Source organism: Micromonospora rhizosphaerae (assembly GCF_900091465.1).
Lineage (GTDB): Bacteria > Actinomycetota > Actinomycetes > Mycobacteriales > Micromonosporaceae > Micromonospora > Micromonospora rhizosphaerae.
Genome location: NZ_FMHV01000002.1, coordinates 1,228,889 through 1,247,035, shown reverse-complemented (window position 1 = coordinate 1,247,035; position 18,147 = coordinate 1,228,889). Strand labels below are relative to the sequence as shown.

Here is an 18,147-nt window from a genome sequence, read left to right as displayed (position 1 = left end):
CCTTCCGTTCGCGACTGCACAGTCCTCAGCCCGCGACTGCGGGGCTCGCTCCGCTCGCTCCTCGCGCGGGCGCCTGGGGCTGGCAAGCTCACTCCTCGCGCTCACCTGTCACAACCACCCATCACGGGGTCCAGCGAGGCGCCACCGGCGATCACGTCGGCGATCAGGCCGCCCTCGGCCATCGCCGGAAGGGCCTGGAGGTTGACGAAGCTCGGCTCCCGGTAGTGCACCCGGTACGGCCGGGTGCCGCCGTCGGAGACCGCGTGCACGCCCAGCTCGCCCCGGGGCGACTCGACGGCGACGTACACCTGGCCCGGCGGGACCCGGAAGCCCTCGGTGACGAGCTTGAAGTGGTGGATCAGCGACTCCATCGACTGACCCATGATCTTGGCGACGTGCTCCAGCGAGTTGCCCATGCCGTCCACGCCGATGGCGAGCTGCGCCGGCCAGGCGATCTTCCGGTCGGCGACCATCACCGGGCCTGGCTTGAGCCGGTCCAGCGCCTGCTCGACGAGCTTGAGCGACTCCCGGATCTCGGCGAGCCGGACCTGATAGCGGCCCCACACGTCGCCGTCGGGGTGGGTCGGCACGTCGAACTCGTACGTCTCGTAGCCGCAGTACGGCATGGTCTTGCGCAGGTCCCACGGCAGACCGGCGGAGCGCAGCACCGGGCCGGTCACGCCGAGCGCGACGCAGCCGGTCACGTCGAGCACCGCGACGTTCTTCGTCCGCTCGACCCAGATCGGCTGGCCGGAGAGGAGGTCCTCGTACTCCTTGAGCTTCTTCGGCATCAGCTTCAGGAACTCGCGGATCTTGACGATCGCCTCGTCCGGCACGTCCTGCGCCACGCCGCCCGGCCGGACGTACGCGTGGTTCATCCGCAGGCCGGTGATCATCTCGAAGATCTCGAGGATGTGCTCCCGCTCCCGGAAGCCGTACAGCATGATCGAGATCGCGCCCAGCTCCATGCCGGTGGTGGCCAGCCAGACCAGGTGCGAGGAGATCCGGTTCAGCTCCATCATCAGCACCCGGATGGTGTTGGCGCGCTCGGTCACCTCGTCGGTGATACCGAGCAGCTTCTCCACCGCCAGCGCGTACGCCGTCTCGTTGAACAGCGGGGAGAGGTAGTCCATCCGGGTCACGAAGGTCGAACCCTGGACCCAGTTCCGGTACTCGAGGTTCTTCTCGATGCCGGTGTGCAGGTAGCCGACGACCGAGCGGGCCTCGCGGACCGTCTCACCCTCCAGCTCCAGGATCAGCCGGAGCACGCCGTGCGTCGACGGGTGCTGCGGACCCATGTTGACGACGATCCGCTCGTCGTTGATCGGGTCGGTACCGGACACGACGGTGTCCCAGTCCCCACCGGTGACGGTGAAGACCTTGCCCTCGGTCGTCTCGCGCTCGGTCGCGTAGTTCGAAGTGGTCACTGGTACGACCTCCGCTGGTCCGGCGGTGGAATCTCCGCGCCCTTGTACTCGACGGGGACGCCGCCGAGCGGGTAGTCCTTGCGCTGCGGGTGCCCCTCCCAGTCGTCCGGCATGAGGATCCGGGTCAGGTTGGGGTGGCCGTCGAAGACGATGCCGAACATGTCGTACGTCTCCCGCTCCTGCCAGTCGGCGGTCGGGTAGAGGCTGGTGACGCTCGGCAGGTGCGGGTCCTCGGCGGAGACCGCGGCCTCCAGCCGGACCCGGCGCCGGTAGGTCATCGAGGTGAGCTGGTAGACCACGTGCAGCCGGCGCTCCTCGGCGCCCAGGTAGTCGACTCCGGACACCGACGAGCAGAGCTCGAAGCGGAGCGCGAGGTCGTCCCGCATCACCTGGCAGACCTCGACGATCCGCTCCGGACGGACGTGCAGGGTCAGCTCACCCCGGTCGACCACGACCTTCTCGATCGCGTCGCCGAAGGCGGGGTACGCCTCCTCCAGCGCGTCGCGGACCTCGTCGAAGTAGCCGCCGTACGGCCGGGGGCTCTCCTCGATCGGCTTGCGCTGACGGACCAGGCCGCCGAAGCCGGAGACGTCGCCGGTGCCGTGGGTGCCGAACATGCCGCGCCCGGCCGGGCTGGCCGGCGGATACTCCGCCGGGGCGCCGCTGGTGGCGCCGGCCGGTGGCACCGGCACCGGTACGCCGCCGTTGTTCGCCTTGTCGTCAGGTGCGGTCACTTGTTCACGCCCCCGTGCTGCAGGTGGTTCTGGGCCTTCATCCAGTTCTCGATCCGCAACTGCTCCTCGCGCCCCTCGCGGACGGCCTGCGTCCACTCGGCGCGCCGGGCCTTGTCGTTGCGGTACGACGACGGCATCGAGCCGTACGGCACGACGGGCACGTCACCGCGCTCCTTGCGGGCCGCCAGCATCTTGCGGCCGTTCGGACCCAGCGGCTCGTACATGATCTTCTCGCGGAGCTTGAGGATCGCGTCGATGAGCATCTCCGGCCGGGGCGGGCAGCCCGGGAGGTACATGTCCACCGGCACCACGTGGTCGACGCCCTGCACGATCGCGTAGTTGTTGAACATGCCGCCGCTGCTGGCGCAGACGCCCATCGACAGCACCCAGCGCGGCTCCGCCATCTGGTCGTAGATCTGGCGCAGCACCGGGGCCATCTTCTGGCTCACCCGACCGGCCACGATCATCAGGTCCGCCTGGCGGGGCGAGGCACGGAAGACCTCCATGCCCCAGCGGCCCATGTCGTAGTGCGGACCACCCGCGGCCATCATCTCGATGGCACAGCAGGCCAGGCCGAAGGTGGCGCCCCAGACGGACGACTTCCGCGACCAGTTGACCAGCTTCTCCACGGAGGTGAGCAGGACGCCGGCGGGAAGCTTCTCCTCGATACCCATCTGACGTTCCTCCCTCAGTCCCAGTCCAGGCCGCCGCGCCGCCAGACGTAGGCGTACGCGACGAAGACCGCGACGATGAACAGGACCATCTCCACGAAGCCGAAGATCGGCAGGGCGTCGAAGGAGACCGCCCAGGGGTACAGGAAGATGATCTCGATGTCGAAGACGATGAAGAGCATCGCCGTCAGGTAGAACTTGACCGGAAACCGGCCGCCGCCGACCGGCTGCGGGCTCGGCTCGATGCCGCACTCGTACGCCTCGAGCTTGGCCTTGTTGAAGCGCCGGGGACCGGCGAAGCGGGCGGCGGCCACGGAGAACAGCGCGAACCCCGCGGCCAGGGCGAACAGCCCGATGATCGGTGCGTAAGGCGAGAGCGTCATCGTTGTCTCCTGCTCGTCCTTCCCTGCCCTCGGTGCTTGGCGAAAAATCACACTATTCACGTCCCCGGTGACCTCGGCCACCGGGGGGTCGATCTCTATACCGCCGGAGCCACCCTGGTCATCGCGTTGATGACCCGGTCCATCGCGTCCCCGCCGCGCGGATCGGTCAGGTTGGCCAGCAGCTTGAGCACGAAGCGCATCAGCATCGGGTGCGGCAGGCCGTGCTTGGTGGCGATCCGCATGATCTCCGGCCGGCCGATCAGCTTCACGAAGATCCCGCCGAGCCGGTAGTAGCCGCCGAACCGGGCCTTCAGCTCGGTCGGGTACGCCATCAGCGCCCGCTCCCGCTCGGCGCCCGCCGGCCGGGCCAGCGCCTGCACCGCGACCTCCGCGGCCAGCTCGCCGGACTCCATCGCGTACGCGATGCCCTCGCCGTTGAACGGGTTGACCATGCCGCCGGAGTCACCGACCAGCAGCACGCCGCGGGTGTAGTGCGGGACCCGGTTGAAGCCCATCGGCAGCGCGGCGCCGAGGATCGGCCCCTCCGCGTTCGCCTCGTCGGTCATCCCCCAGTCCTCCGGGGTGTTGGCGAGCCAGTCGGTGAGCAGCCGCCGGTAGTTCGTCTTGCCGAAGGCGGAGGAGGAGTTCAGGATCCCCAGACCGACGTTGACCCGCCCGTCACCCAGGCCGAAGATCCAGCCGTACCCGGGGAGCAGGTTGTCGCTGCCCTTGCCGCGCAGCTCCAGCCAGGACTCGAGGTAGTTGTCGTCGTGCTTGGCCGGCGACCGGTAGTAGCGCCGGACCGCCACGCCGATCGGCCGGTCCTCCCGCTTGGCCAGCCCGAGGGCGAGCGGCAAGCGGCCGGAGACGCCGTCCGCGGCGACCACCAGCGGCGCGTGGAAGGTGGCTGGCTCCCTCTCCGGGCCGACCTCGGCCCGCACGCCGATCACCCGGTCGTCGGCGTCGAGCACCGGGCCGGTCACGTTCACGCTGGTCCGCAGCTTCGCCCCGGCTGAGACAGCACGCTGGGCGAGCAGGTCGTCGAAGTCCAGCCGGGTGCGGACCAGGCCGTAGTTGGGGAAGGTGGCCAGGTGGGGCCAGTCCAGCTCGAGGCGTACGCCACCGCCGATCACCCGCAGGCCGCGGTTGTGCAGCCAGCCGGCCTCGGGCGAGGTGTCCACGCCCATCCGGACGAGCTGCCGGACCGCGCGCGGGGTCAGCCCGTCACCGCAGACCTTCTCCCTGGGGAACTCGGTCTTCTCGAGCAGCAGCACCCGGACGCCGTGCCGGGCCAGGTGGTACGCCGTGGCCGATCCTCCGGGACCGGCGCCCACGACGATCACGTCGGCGTCGTTCTCCACCGCGGTCATCTGCGCCTCCTCCCGCATGCTCGTGAAATCCTTCACAAGCCGATCGGGTTGGAGTCTATGACCGGGGTTACAGGGGCGCCCGGTGAGGGGTACCTAACTTCGTGGAAACGCGCCGGTCGGCGTCCATTTCGGCGTCAGGGGCGGGCCGGCGCGCGGGCGTCCAGGCCGGCGTCGGCCCGGATGGTCGCCGGCAGGTGCTCGCGCAGCGCTCCCCCGGCGGCGCGGTCGAGCGCGGCGAGGACCTCGGCCACCACCTGACGGACGTCGGCGGGATCCGCGCCGGCCAACTCCTTGAGTTGCGCGATGAGTTCCGCGGCGTCGTCGTCGGCGGCCGCCGCCTCCGCCTGGTCTGGTCCCGTCATGCGGGCGAGCCTACGGGGCAAAGTAGACTAAAAACGGATATTCACGAAACGGGCGGATTTCCGATGCGGGTCGGGCTCCGCTACTCGCGGATTCCCCGATGCAGCGCGACGATCCCGCCGGTGAGGTTGCGCCAGGCGACCCGACCCCAGCCGGCCGCGCCGATCCGCTCGGCGAGGGCCGCCTGGTCGGGCCAGGCCCGGATCGACTCGGCCAGGTAGACGTACGCGTCGGGGTTGCTGGAGACGGCCCGCGCCACCGCCGGCAGGGACCGCATCAGGTACGACAGGTAGACCGTGCGGAAGGCGGGGTTGACCGGGGTGCTGAACTCGCAGACCACCAGCCGGCCACCGGGCCTGGTGACCCGGGCCAGCTCGCGCAGCGCGGCGTCGGTGTCGTTGACGTTGCGCAACGCGAAGGAGATGGTCACCGCGTCGAAGACGCCGTCGGGGAAGGGCAGCCGAAGCGCGTCACCGGCCAGCAGCGGCACCTGCGGACGGGTCCGCTTGCCGGCGTGCAGCATGCCCAGCGACAGGTCGGCGCCGACCGCGTACGCCCCGGAGTGGGCCAGCTCCTCGGTCGAGACGCCGGTGCCCGCGCCCACGTCGAGCACCCGCTCGCCCGGGCGCAGGTCGAGCGCGGCCCGGGTCGCCCGCCGCCAGGACCGGTCCTGCCCGAAGGAGAGGACGGTGTTGGTCAGGTCGTAGCGGGCCGCCACGCCATCGAACATCGCGGCGACCTCGTGCGGCTGCTTGTCCAGGCTGGCGCGCTGGCCCTGGGGGGTACGGCTCACCCCTCCACTCTGCCAGCCCGCCTCCGCGCGGCGGCCGACGGGTGCCGTCCACGCGCAAGGGCGGGGTGGTGGCCCACCCCGCCGTTGCGAACCCGGTCCGGCTCGACTGGCTGAATCCGTCCGTCCGGCGAGGACGGAGGACAGCGGGGGCGGGATGGTCATCCATCCCGCCCCCGCTGCCGTGCGTTATGTGAACGGCCCTCGCGGGCCGATGGAGGACGACCGTCAGGCGGTCGGCTTCTCGTCGCCCGGGGTCACCAGAACCACCCGGCGCCGGCGGGCGACCAGGAACATCGCGCCGCCCGCGGCCACGACAGCGGCGCCGATGCCGCCGATCAGACCGGCCTTCGCGCCGGTCAACGGCAGGCCACCCTCGTCGCCCTCGCCACCGCCGGAGCCGCCCTGCGCGGCCACGACGACAGCGTAACCGTCGGTGTTGTCGCTGGCGTCGAGGTCGTCAACCCGGACCGGCGTCATGTTGTCGGGCAGATTCTTGACCTCCGCGGCCTGCGGGGCGGCGCCCGGGGCCGGCATGATCGGCTCGACCGAGACGGTGCCGCCGGTCAGCGCGCCCGCCTTGACGTCCTCGCCCACCGAAAGCAGGTGGTAGAAGCGGCCGCCGGAGGTGACGTTGTCACCGTCCTCCTTGTCCTGAAGCCACGGGACGAACGGCGCGTTGGCGTACGTGCAGACGAGCGAGGTCTTGTCCGCGTTGTACTCGCAGTCCTCCTCGGTCTCGGTGAAGGTCACGCCCTTGGGCAGCTTGACCGAGATCTTGAGGCCGGCGGTGGCCACGTCGCCCTGGTTCCAGGCGGTGTAGATGAGCGCGGCGGTGTCGCCCGCGTGCAGGTCGCCGGCGAGCTTGAAGCCACCGTTCGTGACCGTGACGGCGTTCTTCACGTCGTCGGCCAGCACGGTCAGGTCGGCACCGCTCTCCTTGGTGAACTCGACAGTGGCCGACTTGGTGTTGTTGTCCTCGTTGGTGTCATCGGCGGAGATGATCGTGAAGGTCACCGGGGCGCTGTACGGCGCGTCCAGGGACTCGACCAGCTTGATGAGCACGATCGGCAGGTCGGTGGTCTCACCCGGGCCGGGCAGGCCCGCGGTGGTGGCGTGGCAGACGAAGGCGGTCGGCTTCTCCTCGGTGCCCTCGAGGTCGCAGCCGTCCTCGACGCCCGGGAACGCGGCGACCTTGGTCCAGTCGAGCTTGGAGACATCGGCGCGGACGGCCAGCTCGGACGGGGTGTTCGCACCCTTGTTCGTCACCTTGACGAACGCGAGCTTGCCCTGCGCGCCATCGGCGACCCGGGTGCCCACCACGTCGAGCGAGAGGTCCGTCTCGGTGCCCGCGGCCTGGGCGGGCGCGCCGAGGGCGGTGAACGCACCGGAGGCCAGCAGCGCGGCGGCGCCAAGCCGCACCAGTGGACGGTTACGGAAGATCATGGAAGGAGCCCCCGTGGGGTGAAGGGAAAGGTTCGAGGCGGCACGTTAGCGGTCCGCCATCACCCCCGCCACCCCCCACGCCAGACCTTCATCATCTGCACGGCTAAGAGTCACTTAAGGATTGTCCGGATTGATGGGTCTTGCTGCGGACTACCCAGTGAACCCTCCCGCGAACGGCCTGGAAGAACCCACCCATTGGCGGGCAACCGCTGGCCGTTCGGCGGATCATCCCATCGAAACGGGACGATCACCGAGTGTGCGGAAGGGGCGTCGCCGAATGTGGGCGGACGCGGTCAGTTGACCTCGACGAGCGGCAGGGATTTACCGGCGCCCCCGCCCGGCAGGGCGATCGAGGAGAAGTGGGAGACCACCCGGTCATCGCTCGGATCGTCGGCCGGCGTCCAGTGCACGGCGAGCCGGTTGTAGAGGGTGTCCCGCTGTGCCGGGATCCGGTCGGCGGAACGGATCATCCCGATCAGCTCGTGCAGGTTGGAGCGGTGCCGGGCGCCCGCCGAGGAGATGACGTTCTCCTCCAGCATGATCGAGCCGAGGTCGTCCACGCCCATGTGGAGCGCCAGCTGGCCGACGTCCTTGCCGGTGGTCAGCCAGGACGCCTGGAGGTGCGGGACGGCCTCGAAGAAGAGCCGGGCCACCGCGATCAGCCGCAGGTATTCCAGCGTGGTGGCCTGGGTGCGGCCCTTGAGGTGGTTGTTCTCCGGCTGGTACGTCCACGGGATGAACGCCCGGAAGCCCTGCGTACGGTCCTGCACGTCGCGGATCATCCGCAGGTGCTCGATCCGCTCGGCGTTGGTCTCGCCGGTGCCCATCATCATCGTCGCGGTCGACTCGATGCCCTGCCGGTGGGCCAGCTCCATGACCTCCAGCCAGCGCGCGCCGGACTCCTTGAGCGGGGCGATCGCCTTGCGGGGCCGGTCCGGCAGCATCTCGGCACCGGCGCCGGCGATCGAGTCCAGCCCGGCCGCCTTGATCCGGGCGATGGCCTCGTCCAGGCTGACGCCGGAGACCTTGGCCATGTGCAGGATCTCGCTCGGCCCGATCGAGTGGATGGCGAGCTGCGGGTACGCCTGCTTGACCGAGGAGAAGAGCTCCTCGTAGTACTCGACGCCGTAGTCCGGGTGGTGGCCGCCCTGGAGCATGACCTGGGTGGCGCCCAGCTCGACCGCCTCGCCGCAGCGGCGCAGGATCTCCTCGGTCGAGTGGGTCCAGCCCTCGCGGTGCTTCGGCGCCCGGTAGAAGGCGCAGAACTTGCACGCCGTCACGCAGACGTTGGTGTAGTTGATGTTGCGGTCGATCAGGTACGTGACGACGTTGTCCGGGTAGCGCCGCCGGCGCACCGCGTCCGCCGCCTCGCCCAGCGCGTGGAAGGGCGCCTCGGTGTAGAGCAGCAGGGCCTCCTCGGGCGTGATCCGCCCGCCGTCCGCGCCGCGCTGCAGGATGTCGTCGATCTCCCGGCTCACCGTCACGCCCCCGAGCCTACGTTGCCCCCAAGAACCCGCCCCCACAGTGCCCACCCCTGTCGCCCATCCCACGCCCCGCTCTCCGCGATCTTGCACTTTCGGCCAGGCATTCGTCCGGATAGCGGCATAAGTCGGGGCCGTAACTGCAAGATCGCGGGAAGAGGCGGTGGGCGTCAGGCGTCGTAGTCGACCGTGAGGGTGTCAGTGGTCGGGCTGGACTGGCAGGTGAGGACGTAGCCGGCCGCCACCTCGTCGGGCTCCAGGGCGTAGTTGCGGGCCATCGTCACCTCACCCGCCACGACCTTTGCCTTGCAGGTCGAGCAGACGCCGCCCTTGCAGGCGTACGGCAGCTCGCCGCGGACCTTGAGCGCCGCGTCCAGCACCCGCTCGTCCCGGCCCATGGTGAAGCTCGACGAGCGGCCGTCCAGCACGATCGTCACCTCGGCGCCGGCGCCGGGCTCGTCGGCCGGGCGGCGCGGCGGCTCCGGCGGCGCGTCGACGTGGAACAGCTCGGTGTGCACCGCCGACTCCGGCAGGCCCCGCGCGGTCAGCACCGCCTTGGCGTCCACCACCATCCCGTACGGGCCGCAGAGGAACCACTCCTCGATGGCGTCCCCGGGCACGATGGTGTCCAGCAGCCGGCCCAGCCGGTCGGCGTCGATCCGCCCGGAGAGCAGCGGCGACTCGCCCTGCTCCCGGGAGAGCACGTGCACCAGGTGCAGCCGGGTCGGGTAGCGGTCCTTCAAGTCGGCCAGCTCCTCGGCGAACATCACCGTGTTGGCCGTGCGGTTGCCGTACACCAGGGTTAAGGTGCTGGCCGGCTCGACGGCGAGCGCGGTCGCCACCAGCGCGAGCACCGGAGTGATGCCGGAGCCGGCGACCACCGCGCCGTAGTGGCGGACCCGGGCCGGGTCGAACGCCGTGGTGAAGTGGCCGAGCGGGGGCAGCACCTCGACGGTGTCGCCGCCGCGCAGCGCCCCGCAGGCGAACGCGGAGAAGGCGCCGCCGGGGATCTCCCGCACCCCGATCCGCAGCCGACCGTGCCGGGCCAGGTCGTCCGGGGTCGAGCAGATCGAGTACGACCGCCGCACGTCCTCCCCGTCCTCCGCGGTGCGGCGCACGGTCAGGTGCTGACCGGCGCGGAACGCGAAGGTCTCCCGCAGCTCCTCCGGCACGGCGAAGGTGATCGCCACGGCGTCGTCGGTGAGCCGGTCGACGGCGGCGACGGGCAGCGGGTGGAAGGCCGGCCGGCGACGGACCGGTCGGGTGATGGTGACAGTCACAGCGCCTTCACATGGTCGAACGGTTCCTGGCAGGAGCGGCAGCGCCAGAGCGCCTTGCACGCGGTGGAGCCGAAGCGGCTGACCTGCTCGGTCTCCGGCGAGCCGCAGCGCGGGCAGCGGACGGCGAGGGTGAGCGGCACGACGCTGCCGGCCCGTACCGGTGCGGGCGGGGCGATGCCGGCGGCGGCCAGCTTCGCCCGCCCGCTGTCGGAGATCCAGTCGGTGCTCCAGGCCGGGCTGTAGACCGTGCGGATCTCGGCGTCCCGGTGGCCGGCGGCGGCGAGGGCCCGGCGGATGTCGGCGCGGATCACGTCCATCGCCGGGCAGCCGGTGTAGGTGGGGGTGATGGTCACGACGACCCGGCCGGTGGCCGGATCCTCGTCGACCGCCCGCAGGATGCCCAGCTCGTCGATGGTGATGACCCGGATCTCCGGGTCCACCACCGCCGCCACGGCCTCCCTGGGCGTGCTCACCAGTGCCACCTTTCGTTCGCGACTACGGGGCTCCGCTTCGCTGCACTCCTCGCGCTCACCAGTTCGCCCCCGGGTGGGCCCGGTGCAGCACCTGCATCTCGGCGAGGAGATAGGAGAGGTGCTCGGTGTGCAGGCCGTCCCGACCGCCGGCCGGCGCCCAGCTGGTCTCGGGCCGGGTCAGGGTCGCCTCGGTGAGCACCGCGTCCACCGTCGCGTCGAACTCGGCCCGCAGGGTCGCCGCGTCGACCGGCGCCGCCGGGTCCGGCGTGAAGAGCTCGTGGACGTACGGCCAGACCTGGTCCACCGCGTCCTGCATCCGCCGATGCGACTCCTCGGTGCCGTCGCCGAGCCGCTTCACCCACAGCGAGCTGTGGTCGAGGTGGTAGGCCGACTCCTTGCGCGCCTTGGCCCCGATCGCGGCCAGCCGCTCGTCGGCGCAGCCGGCCAGCGCGGTGTAGAGGGGCAGCTGGTAGGCGGAGAGGAAGAACAGCTTGGCCATGGTCACCGCGAAGTCGCCGTTGGGCAGCTCGACCAGGAGACAGTTGCGGAACTCCCGGTCCTCGCGGCGGAACGCCAGCGCGTCCTCGTCCCGGCCGGCACCCTCCAGCTCGCCCGCGTACGTCAGCAGCAGGCGGGCCGCGCCGAGCTGGTCGAGGGCGATGTTCGCCAGCGCGATGTCCTCTTCCATCTCCGGCGCGCTGCTGGTCCACTCGCCGAGTCGCTGAGCCGCGATCAGCGCGTCGTCGCCGAGCCGGAGGGTGAAGTCGAAGGGGCCGGTCACAGGTGGGCCACCCCGTCCGGCACCTGGTAGAAGGTGGGGTGGCGGTAGACCTTGTCCGCCGCCGGGTCGAAGAAGGCGTCCTTCTCGTCCGGGCTGGACGCGGTGATCGCGCTCGCCGGCACCACCCAGATGGAGACGCCCTCCTGGCGGCGGGTGTAGAGGTCCCGGGCGTTGCGCAGCGCCAGCTCGGCGTCGGGCGCGTGCAGGCTGCCGACGTGGGTGTGCGACAACCCGCGCCGGGCCCGCACGAAGACCTCCCACAGAGGCGAAGGTTCACTCATGCTGACCTCACCGGTTCGCTCGCTGCGCTCGCTCACGCCGCTACCTTCTCCTTCTTCTCCGCCCGCTTGGCGGCGTACGCCGCGGCGGCCTCGCGTACCCAGGCACCCTCGGCGTGGGCGCGGCGGCGGTGCTCCATCCGCTGCCGGTTGCACGGCCCGTTGCCCTTGATCACCTGCATCAGCTCGTCGTAGTCCGGCTGGGTGTAGTCGTACGACTGCCGCTCGTCGTTCCACCGCAGGTCCGGGTCCGGGATGGTCAGGCCGAGGATCTCGGCCTGCTGCACGCACATGTCGACGAAGCGCTGCCGCAGCTCGTCGTTGGTGAAGCGCTTGATCTTCCACGCCATGGACTGCTCGGAGTGGGTCGAATCTCCGTCCGGCGGCCCGAACATCGCCAGTGACGGGTACCACCAGCGGTCGACCGAGTCCTGCGCCATCGCCTTCTGTGCCGGGGTGCCGTGCGACAGGGCGTAGAGAATCTCGTACCCCTGACGCTGGTGGAACGACTCCTCCTTGCAGACCCGGATCATCGCCCGCGCGTACGGCCCGTAGGAGCAGCGGCAGAGCGGGACCTGGTTGACGATCGCCGCGCCGTCCACCAGCCAACCGATCGCGCCCACGTCGGCCCAGGTGAGAGTCGGGTAGTTGAAGATCGAGCTGTACTTCTGCCGCCCGTCGAGCAGGAGCTGCACGAGCTCGTCGCGGCTCACCCCGAGGGTCTCGGCGGCGGCGTAGAGGTAGAGGCCGTGGCCGGCCTCGTCCTGCACCTTGGCCAGCAGGATCGCCTTCCGCTTGAGCGAGGGCGCGCGGCTGATCCAGTTCCCCTCCGGCTGCATGCCGATGATCTCGGAGTGCGCGTGCTGGGCGATCTGCCGGATCAGCGTCTTCCGGTACGCCTCCGGCATCCAGTCGCGCGGCTCGATCTTCTGATCGGCGTCGATCACGTCGGCGAAGTACGCCTCAAGGTCCTCGTCCGGGGCCGGTCCGCCGCGCCGGGCCCGGGCCGCGGCCTCCCGCAGCGCCGTCTCCGCCGCCTCCACCTCGCCCAGCAGGCCGCCGCCGGACGCGTCCTCCGGCGCGGCGAAGTCGTTGCCATACATGAGGTCAGTGTTACAGCTTTCGACCGAGGACACCAGAGGGTGTAACAGGAATCCGCGCATACCTTCCGTCACGGGATGACCGCTTCGAGTAGGAGGGGCGTCCTGCCCTAAACCTGTGAATTGGGCCACCCATGGAATACAAATCCTCCCAAGCACGGCAACCCGGTCGAATGTCTCGCCTGCACGGCGAGTCGACAGGCGTCAGGTTCTGGCGTGCCGGCTGTCCGGACGTAGACTTCCCCCCTGCACGCCGATCGGCCTCTGACGATCGCCATCAGTACGCAGGCCATCCCCCCGGCCTCGGCGGTCAGGCCGACCCAAATCGGAAACAGCCGGTCCCCCCGGCCTGACATTGGAGTTCACCCACTCATGCGACCTCGCGTGACCATGGTGCTCGCCGTCGTGGCGGTCCTCCTCGGTGGCGGCATGCTGGTTCCCGCCGCGTACGCCCGCCTCTCCGGCGGTGACGGCCTCCCGAGCATCGGCGGCATCGGCGGCGGCGAGAACGTCCCCGCCCCCGCCCCCGCACCCACCGCGCCGCCGCCGCCGACCCTCGCCGCCGGGCCGGTCTCGGTGAACTTCAGGGGCGAGTTCTTCTCCTGGGCGCTGATGGACCGGGCGACCGGAGAGATCAGCGGTGCCGAGAACATGACCGAGACGAACTCGACCGAGTCGATGATCAAGATTTGGTTCGCCTCGGACTACCTGAAGCAGCTCGGCAGCAAGCCGCTGAGCACGGAGCGGAAGCGGCAGATCACCACCGCGATCCGGGACAGCAACGACGACTCGGCCAACAAGCTCTACGAGGCGGACGGCAAAGCGGCCTCGATCAAGCGGATGATCAAAACCTGCGGGCTCACCGACACCAAGCCCGGCACAGTCCCCGGCTACATCGGCTGGTGGAGCTTCACCCGAATGTCCCCGCAGGACGCGGTCCGGCTCGGTGACTGCGTCGCGGACGGCAAGGCCGCCGGATCCAAGTGGACCAAGTTCGTGCTGGACGAGATGGCCAAGGTCCGGGGCAGGGTCGACGACCAGCAGGAGCGATCGGGCGGGGGTCGCTGGGGGATCATCGACGGCCTACCCGAGTCGATCACCAGCCAGGGCCCGGTCGGCATGAAGAACGGCTGGACGCGGCTCAACTACGACGGCAACTGGCACGTCAACTGCCTCGCGGTGACCGACAAGTGGAGTCTCGTGGTGATGATGCGCTACCCGGGAAGCAGCGGGCTGAAGTACGGCGCGAAGGTCTGCGCCAGCGTCGCCACCCAGTTGGTGACCCCGCAGCCCGGCGCCGCCCTGAAGGTGCCGCAGCAGCCGGTGGGGAAGCTCTGATGGCCGGCGCCCGACGCCGTCCGGGCCGCCGCAGCACGCCCCTGACGTTCGCCGCGGTCGCCGCCATCCTGGTCGGCCTGCTGCTCGTCTCACTCCGGCTGCTCCCCGGCTCCCCACTGCGCAACACGGCCCATTCACCCTCGTCGACCAGCCGGTCCACCGGCGCGCCCACCGACCGCAACAGCCGGCCGCAGCCCACCCCGTCGCCGACCCCCTCGCTGGAGCCGCTGCCGTTCCAGGCCCAGGAGCTCGACCTCGACATCAAGGGCTGGTACGCCTGGAGCGTGCTGGACAAGCGGACCGGCGAGATCATCGGTTCGAAGAACATGGCCCAGACCAGCACCACGGCCTCGATGATCAAGTCCTGGATCGTCGCGGACTACCTGCGCCGGGCGGACGCGGCCGGGCAGACCCCGAGCGACGCCAAGCTCGCCGACGCCACCCGGATCATCCGGGACAGCGACAACACCCGGGCCGAGCAGTTCTACAACAGCGTCGGGCGGTCCGCCTCGATCAAGCGGCTGATCTCGATCTGCAAGCTGACCGACAGCAAGCCGGCCGCCGACGGCGGCTGGAGCCGGACCAACCTGTCGCCGCGGGACACCGCCCGGCTCGGGCTCTGCATCTCCGACGGCCGGGCCGCCGGTCCGAAGTGGACCAAATGGCTGCTCAACGAGATGCGGCTGGTCCGGGGCACGGGTGACTTCGGCATCCGCAAGGCGTTCCCGGCTGCCGAGCGGAAGACCATCGCCATCAAGAACGGCTGGATCGACCGGACCAGGGAGCAGGAGATGCACGTCAACTGCCTGGCCATCGGCGACACCTGGACGATGGGCGTGATGGTCCGCTACCCGATCGGGATGGGCTACGAGTACGGCATGAAGAACTGCCAGAAGATCACCGAGGCGCTGCTCCGCCCGGCCCCCTGAGCGCTGTCACCCCACGTGGCGGTGTCCCGACCCGGGGCACCGCCACGATGCTGTCCGCTTGCCGTCGGCATGCCCGCCTGCCCCGCCGGCCGGGAGCGGGTGGGGAGGCCGGCACGGTCTCAGCCGGCGAAGAACCCCGGACCGCCGTCGGGCAGCGCCGGCGCCTCGCCGATCGCGGCGGCCCGCCGGGCGAACTCGCGTAGCCCGGCCACCTGCCGCTCGCCCAGCGAGAAGTCGAGGGTGCGGAAGTAGGTCGCCAGCGTCGCCGCGTCGAACGGCTCCCACCGGGCGGCCGCCTCGGCGACCTGGTCCAGCTCGGCCAGGCAGAGGTCGCGCGAGCGCAGGAACGCCTCGTGCACCTCCTTGACCAGCCCGGGGTGGGCGGCGGCGAACTCCCGGCGTACCGCCCAGACCGCGAAGACCATCGGCAGGCCGGTCCACTCGCGCCAGGCCTGCCCGAGGTCGGTCACCGCCAGGCCCCGGCGGGGCGCCTCGTAGAGGGCGCGCAGGGCCACGTCACCGATCACGACCCCGGCATCGGCCTCCAGCAGCATCTGGGTCAGATCCGGCGGGCAGCGGAAGTACTCGGGACGGACCCCGTACCGCTCGCCGAGCAGCAGCTGAGCCAGGAGCACGCCGGTCCGCGAGGTCGAGCCGAGCGCGACCCGGCGACCGTCCAGCTCGGCGAGGGGCCGGGTGGAGACCACGTTGACCGAGAGCACCGGGCCGTCGCTGCCGACCGCCAGATCCGGCAGCAGCAGCAGCTCATCGGCGTGGCGCAGGTACTCCACCTGCGAGATCGGCCCGATGTCCAGGTCGCCGGCGACGAGCGCGGCGTTGAGCCGGTCCGGGGAGTCCTTGTGCAATTCGACGTCGATCAGCGCGCCGGACCGCATCAGGCCCCAGTAGATCGGTAGGCAGTTCAGGAACTGGATGTGTCCGACCCGGGGGCGGGCGACGCGGTCAGTCATGACCCGACCGTATAGCCGCCGCCCACCGCCCGCTCAGCGGGTGGGCACCAGAGTGGCCAACTCCGCACCCGCCTCGATCCGGCCGGCACCGCTGACCGCGGTGAGCCGGGCCGCCCGCTCGGCGCGGACCGCGCGGCGGACCGGGAGCGCGACGGCGGCGACCATCAGCAGGCCGGCGACCCCGCAGCCGGCGACCAGCGGTCGGGGTGCGGCCACCTCCAGCAGCAGGCCGCCGACCAGGAAGCCGGCCATCCCGGCGCCCTGGACCGCCGCCCCGAACACCGCGAACGCCCGAGCCCGGTCGGCCTCGGGGACCCGGCGGGCCAGCAGCAGGTTGTTGAACACGTTGTCACCGCCGTTGGCCACCCCGCCGGCCAGCCAGATCGGCACCAGCAGCGATGCGGCGGGCACCGCCGCCGAAGCCAGGACGGCCAGGCAGCAGCCGCCGAGCAGGGCCAGGCCAGCACCGAGCAACGCCCCGTCGTCGGCGAGGCGCCGGGCGAGCCGCGCGAAGAGCCAGCCGCCGACCACGACGCCGAGCGTCCACGAGCCGGTAACCAGCCCGTACAACGTGGTCGAGCTGCCCAGCGTCTCCCGGATGAAGAAGACCTCGACCACGTTGATCGCGCCGACCGCGGCAACCACTGCGGCGAGGGTGCCGACCATCACGACCAGCAGCGGATCCCGGCGCAACCGCCAGGTGGTGGCCGGGGTCGCGTGGCCTTCCGTCGGCTCCGCCCGCCGGGCCCCGCCCCGTCGGGTACAGATGAGCAGCCCGGCCGCGACCAGGGCGAGGTAGCTGCCGGCGTCGATGAGCAGCGGCACCCGGGAGCCGAACTCGCCGACCAGGACGCCGGCCAGCGCCGGACCGGCGAGCGCGCCGAGCGTTCCGGCGGTCTGGTTCAGCGCGCTGGCCCGGGGCAGGTCCTCGGCTCGCACCATGGCCGGCACCAGCGCGGAGAGCACCGGCTGAATGACCGCCAGGCCGGCGGCGAGCAGCGCCACCAGGCCGATCACCAGGGCCGGATGCCCGGCGTACGCCAGGGCGAGGCAGATCCCGGCCTGGGCAAGCCCGGCGGCCACCAGCAGGAGCCGGCTGTCGACCCGGTCGGCGAGCCGCCCGGTCAACGGGGCGAGTGCCACCAGCGGCAGGGTGGCGGCGAGCAGCAGGCCGGAGACGGCCAGCCCGCCGGCCCCGGCGGACTGAAGGGCCAGCGTAAGGGCGCTCGCGGCGAGGAAGTCCCCGCAGGTGGAGACGCCCCGGGCTGCGGTGGTGATCCAGACGTCGGACCAGCGCGACGGACCAGATGTGAAGGACATACTTCGAAAGTAATGCTTCACATCTGGTTCGCACAAGCCCTCAATCGATGGGCAGCGCCCGGTACTGGACCGCAACGGTGCGCGCCTCCGCTGGCGGGTTCTTGCGGATCCGCCGGCGGTAGGGCTCGAACAGCTCGTGAACGGCCACGTTCAGCGCCGCCAGTTCCTCGGCGGTGAGCAGCAGCAGGCTGTCGCTGAGCCGGGCCGCGTCGTACCACTCCTGTGGCTCCTCAACCGCCCGGCTGATCCAGTCGAGGGTCCGCTGCGCGTCCCGGGCGGTATGCGCCTCCACCAGGGCCATCTCGGCGGCCCGCGCCTCCGAGCCGGCCGACCGTCCGGGCTCGACGTAGTAGGACGGGCTGAACGCCCGCCACACCCGCTCGCGGGCGTCTCCCCGGCTCGGAGCCGGCTCGATCAGCCCGAACTTCGCCAACGCCCGCAGGTGATAGCTGGTCGCGCTCGGCGACAGGCCGGCGATCTCGGCGCACTCGGTGGCGGTCGCGCCGCCCTCCAGCGAGCTGAGGTGTTCCATGATCGCGAGTCGGGCCGGGTGGGCCAGCGCCCGCATCACCTGCGGGTCGCTGATCGTCACCCGGCGCTGCTCGGGACGCGCCTCGGTCATGCCCCCATGATCCTGCCCAGTTCGAAGAGACACCATCGACCCACCGTCGCCCGCCTAGGCTCACCCACGCGCGGTCCAACGGAGGTGCCATGAAGACGTCGGTGACGATCGGCCAGATCCCGACCAGCTGGGACATCGAGAAGAACCTCGCGATGATCGACCAGGTCCTGACCGAGAGCGGGCCGGACGACGTCGTGCTGGCGCCCGAGGGCGCCCTGTCGGGCTACGACCCGGACCTGTCGCCGCTGCGCAACCTCTACCACCCGCGCTGCTGACAGAGAGCTGCCGGGCGGCGGCCGGCGGATCAGCCGGGCGGAAATGCGTGGCCGCCGGCGGCGACGAGGCGTAGTGTGGACGGCCGCGCGCATCGCCGCGCCCTTTTCTGCCACCGGG

20 protein-coding genes are annotated in these 18,147 nt (G+C 71.0%); 3 read left to right on the top strand and 17 right to left on the bottom strand.

What is annotated here, in order from left to right; translation table 11 throughout:
- Positions 1-101 precede the first annotated feature (101 nt).
- The 14 genes from GA0070624_RS06085 to paaA form a co-directional block, all read right to left on the bottom strand.
- Positions 102-1,427: an NADH-quinone oxidoreductase subunit D gene (locus tag GA0070624_RS06085; RefSeq protein ID WP_091337407.1), complete on the bottom strand. Its 1,326-nt coding sequence runs from the start codon at positions 1,425-1,427 to the stop codon at positions 102-104.
- Positions 1,424-2,161, bottom strand: coding sequence for an NADH-quinone oxidoreductase subunit C (locus GA0070624_RS06080; RefSeq protein ID WP_091337405.1), 738 nt, complete (start codon positions 2,159-2,161; stop codon positions 1,424-1,426). Before GA0070624_RS06080 ends, GA0070624_RS06085 begins: the two co-directional genes overlap by 4 nt.
- Positions 2,158-2,835 (bottom strand): NuoB/complex I 20 kDa subunit family protein, encoded by a 678-nt coding sequence (locus GA0070624_RS06075; protein ID WP_091337403.1) that lies wholly within the window; start codon positions 2,833-2,835, stop codon positions 2,158-2,160. Before GA0070624_RS06075 ends, GA0070624_RS06080 begins: the two co-directional genes overlap by 4 nt.
- 14 nt (positions 2,836-2,849) lie before the next feature.
- Entirely contained in the window at positions 2,850-3,215 is a 366-nt protein-coding gene (locus tag GA0070624_RS06070; protein WP_091337402.1) for an NADH-quinone oxidoreductase subunit A, read from the bottom strand.
- Positions 3,216-3,310: 95 nt separating this feature from the next.
- Complete coding sequence (locus GA0070624_RS06065; RefSeq protein WP_091348252.1) at positions 3,311-4,585, bottom strand: geranylgeranyl reductase family protein; 1,275 nt, start codon at positions 4,583-4,585, stop codon at positions 3,311-3,313.
- A gap of 134 nt (positions 4,586-4,719) precedes the next feature.
- The gene (locus tag GA0070624_RS06060) at positions 4,720-4,947 is read right to left on the bottom strand and encodes a hypothetical protein (RefSeq protein WP_091337400.1); all 228 of its coding nucleotides are present in this window, start codon (positions 4,945-4,947) and stop codon (positions 4,720-4,722) included.
- An 80-nt stretch (positions 4,948-5,027) separates the two neighbouring features.
- The gene (locus GA0070624_RS06055; protein WP_091337398.1) at positions 5,028-5,738 is read right to left on the bottom strand and encodes a demethylmenaquinone methyltransferase; all 711 of its coding nucleotides are present in this window, start codon (positions 5,736-5,738) and stop codon (positions 5,028-5,030) included.
- A 225-nt stretch (positions 5,739-5,963) separates the two neighbouring features.
- Positions 5,964-7,157, bottom strand: coding sequence for a hypothetical protein (locus GA0070624_RS06050; RefSeq protein WP_091337396.1), 1,194 nt, complete (start codon positions 7,155-7,157; stop codon positions 5,964-5,966).
- A gap of 317 nt (positions 7,158-7,474) precedes the next feature.
- Positions 7,475-8,665: a cyclic dehypoxanthinyl futalosine synthase gene (gene mqnC / locus GA0070624_RS06045; protein WP_091337394.1), complete on the bottom strand. Its 1,191-nt coding sequence runs from the start codon at positions 8,663-8,665 to the stop codon at positions 7,475-7,477.
- 167 nt (positions 8,666-8,832) lie between these two features.
- On the bottom strand, positions 8,833-9,942 hold the full coding sequence (gene paaE / locus GA0070624_RS06040; protein ID WP_091337392.1) for a 1,2-phenylacetyl-CoA epoxidase subunit PaaE: 1,110 nt from the start codon (positions 9,940-9,942) through the stop codon (positions 8,833-8,835).
- Positions 9,939-10,415 carry a 1,2-phenylacetyl-CoA epoxidase subunit PaaD gene (gene paaD / locus GA0070624_RS06035; protein ID WP_091337390.1) on the bottom strand — a complete coding sequence of 159 codons (477 nt, stop codon included), beginning with the start codon at positions 10,413-10,415 and terminating at the stop codon, positions 9,939-9,941. The genes paaE and paaD overlap by 4 nt, the downstream gene beginning before the upstream one ends.
- Before the next feature lie 55 nt (positions 10,416-10,470).
- The gene (gene paaC / locus GA0070624_RS06030; protein WP_091337388.1) at positions 10,471-11,196 is read right to left on the bottom strand and encodes a 1,2-phenylacetyl-CoA epoxidase subunit PaaC; all 726 of its coding nucleotides are present in this window, start codon (positions 11,194-11,196) and stop codon (positions 10,471-10,473) included.
- Positions 11,193-11,513: a 1,2-phenylacetyl-CoA epoxidase subunit PaaB gene (gene paaB, locus GA0070624_RS06025; protein ID WP_425413494.1), complete on the bottom strand. Its 321-nt coding sequence runs from the start codon at positions 11,511-11,513 to the stop codon at positions 11,193-11,195. Before paaB ends, paaC begins: the two co-directional genes overlap by 4 nt.
- Positions 11,510-12,577, bottom strand: a complete 1,068-nt coding sequence (gene paaA, locus GA0070624_RS06020) for a 1,2-phenylacetyl-CoA epoxidase subunit PaaA (protein WP_091337386.1) — start codon at positions 12,575-12,577, stop codon at positions 11,510-11,512. The genes paaB and paaA overlap by 4 nt, the downstream gene beginning before the upstream one ends.
- Positions 12,578-12,946: 369 nt before the next feature.
- Here paaA and GA0070624_RS06015 point away from each other — a divergent pair, with 369 nt between their 5' ends.
- Together GA0070624_RS06015 and GA0070624_RS06010 are read left to right on the top strand one after the other, a co-directional pair.
- On the top strand, positions 12,947-13,912 hold the full coding sequence (locus tag GA0070624_RS06015) for a hypothetical protein (protein ID WP_091337384.1): 966 nt from the start codon (positions 12,947-12,949) through the stop codon (positions 13,910-13,912).
- Positions 13,912-14,841, top strand: a complete 930-nt coding sequence (locus GA0070624_RS06010) for a serine hydrolase (protein WP_091337382.1) — start codon at positions 13,912-13,914, stop codon at positions 14,839-14,841. The genes GA0070624_RS06015 and GA0070624_RS06010 overlap by 1 nt, the downstream gene beginning before the upstream one ends.
- A gap of 119 nt (positions 14,842-14,960) precedes the next feature.
- On the opposite strand, the gene GA0070624_RS06005 is transcribed toward GA0070624_RS06010, so the two are convergent.
- The 3 genes from GA0070624_RS06005 to GA0070624_RS05995 are packed head-to-tail and all read right to left on the bottom strand — an operon-like array spanning position 14,961 to position 17,754.
- Entirely contained in the window at positions 14,961-15,812 is an 852-nt protein-coding gene (locus GA0070624_RS06005) for a menaquinone biosynthetic enzyme MqnA/MqnD family protein (RefSeq protein WP_091337380.1), read from the bottom strand.
- Positions 15,813-15,845: 33 nt separating this feature from the next.
- Positions 15,846-17,132 (bottom strand): MFS transporter, encoded by a 1,287-nt coding sequence (locus GA0070624_RS06000; RefSeq protein WP_091337378.1) that lies wholly within the window; start codon positions 17,130-17,132, stop codon positions 15,846-15,848.
- A 40-nt stretch (positions 17,133-17,172) separates the two neighbouring features.
- On the bottom strand, positions 17,173-17,754 hold the full coding sequence (locus tag GA0070624_RS05995) for an ArsR/SmtB family transcription factor (RefSeq protein WP_091337376.1): 582 nt from the start codon (positions 17,752-17,754) through the stop codon (positions 17,173-17,175).
- An 89-nt stretch (positions 17,755-17,843) separates the two neighbouring features.
- Here GA0070624_RS05995 and GA0070624_RS05990 point away from each other — a divergent pair, with 89 nt between their 5' ends.
- Positions 17,844-18,029: a hypothetical protein gene (locus tag GA0070624_RS05990; protein WP_091337374.1), complete on the top strand. Its 186-nt coding sequence runs from the start codon at positions 17,844-17,846 to the stop codon at positions 18,027-18,029.
- The last annotated feature ends 118 nt before the right edge of the window (positions 18,030-18,147 follow it).

Bases quoted from the DNA above. Each gene is read 5' to 3' on its own strand.
- GA0070624_RS06075 (WP_091337403.1), bottom strand. From the start codon at position 2,835: ATGGGTATCGAGGAGAAGCTTCCCGCCGGCGTCCTGCTCACCTCCGTG.
- GA0070624_RS06070 (WP_091337402.1), bottom strand. From the start codon at position 3,215: ATGACGCTCTCGCCTTACGCACCGATCATCGGGCTGTTCGCCCTGGCC.
- GA0070624_RS06065 (WP_091348252.1), bottom strand. From the start codon at position 4,585: ATGACCGCGGTGGAGAACGACGCCGACGTGATCGTCGTGGGCGCCGGT.
- GA0070624_RS06060 (WP_091337400.1), bottom strand. From the start codon at position 4,947: ATGACGGGACCAGACCAGGCGGAGGCGGCGGCCGCCGACGACGACGCC.
- paaA (WP_091337386.1), bottom strand. From the start codon at position 12,577: ATGTATGGCAACGACTTCGCCGCGCCGGAGGACGCGTCCGGCGGCGGC.
- GA0070624_RS06015 (WP_091337384.1), top strand. From the start codon at position 12,947: ATGCGACCTCGCGTGACCATGGTGCTCGCCGTCGTGGCGGTCCTCCTC.
- GA0070624_RS06010 (WP_091337382.1), top strand. From the start codon at position 13,912: ATGGCCGGCGCCCGACGCCGTCCGGGCCGCCGCAGCACGCCCCTGACG.
- GA0070624_RS06005 (WP_091337380.1), bottom strand. From the start codon at position 15,812: ATGACTGACCGCGTCGCCCGCCCCCGGGTCGGACACATCCAGTTCCTG.
- GA0070624_RS06000 (WP_091337378.1), bottom strand. From the start codon at position 17,132: ATGTCCTTCACATCTGGTCCGTCGCGCTGGTCCGACGTCTGGATCACC.
- GA0070624_RS05995 (WP_091337376.1), bottom strand. From the start codon at position 17,754: ATGACCGAGGCGCGTCCCGAGCAGCGCCGGGTGACGATCAGCGACCCG.
- GA0070624_RS05990 (WP_091337374.1), top strand. From the start codon at position 17,844: ATGAAGACGTCGGTGACGATCGGCCAGATCCCGACCAGCTGGGACATC.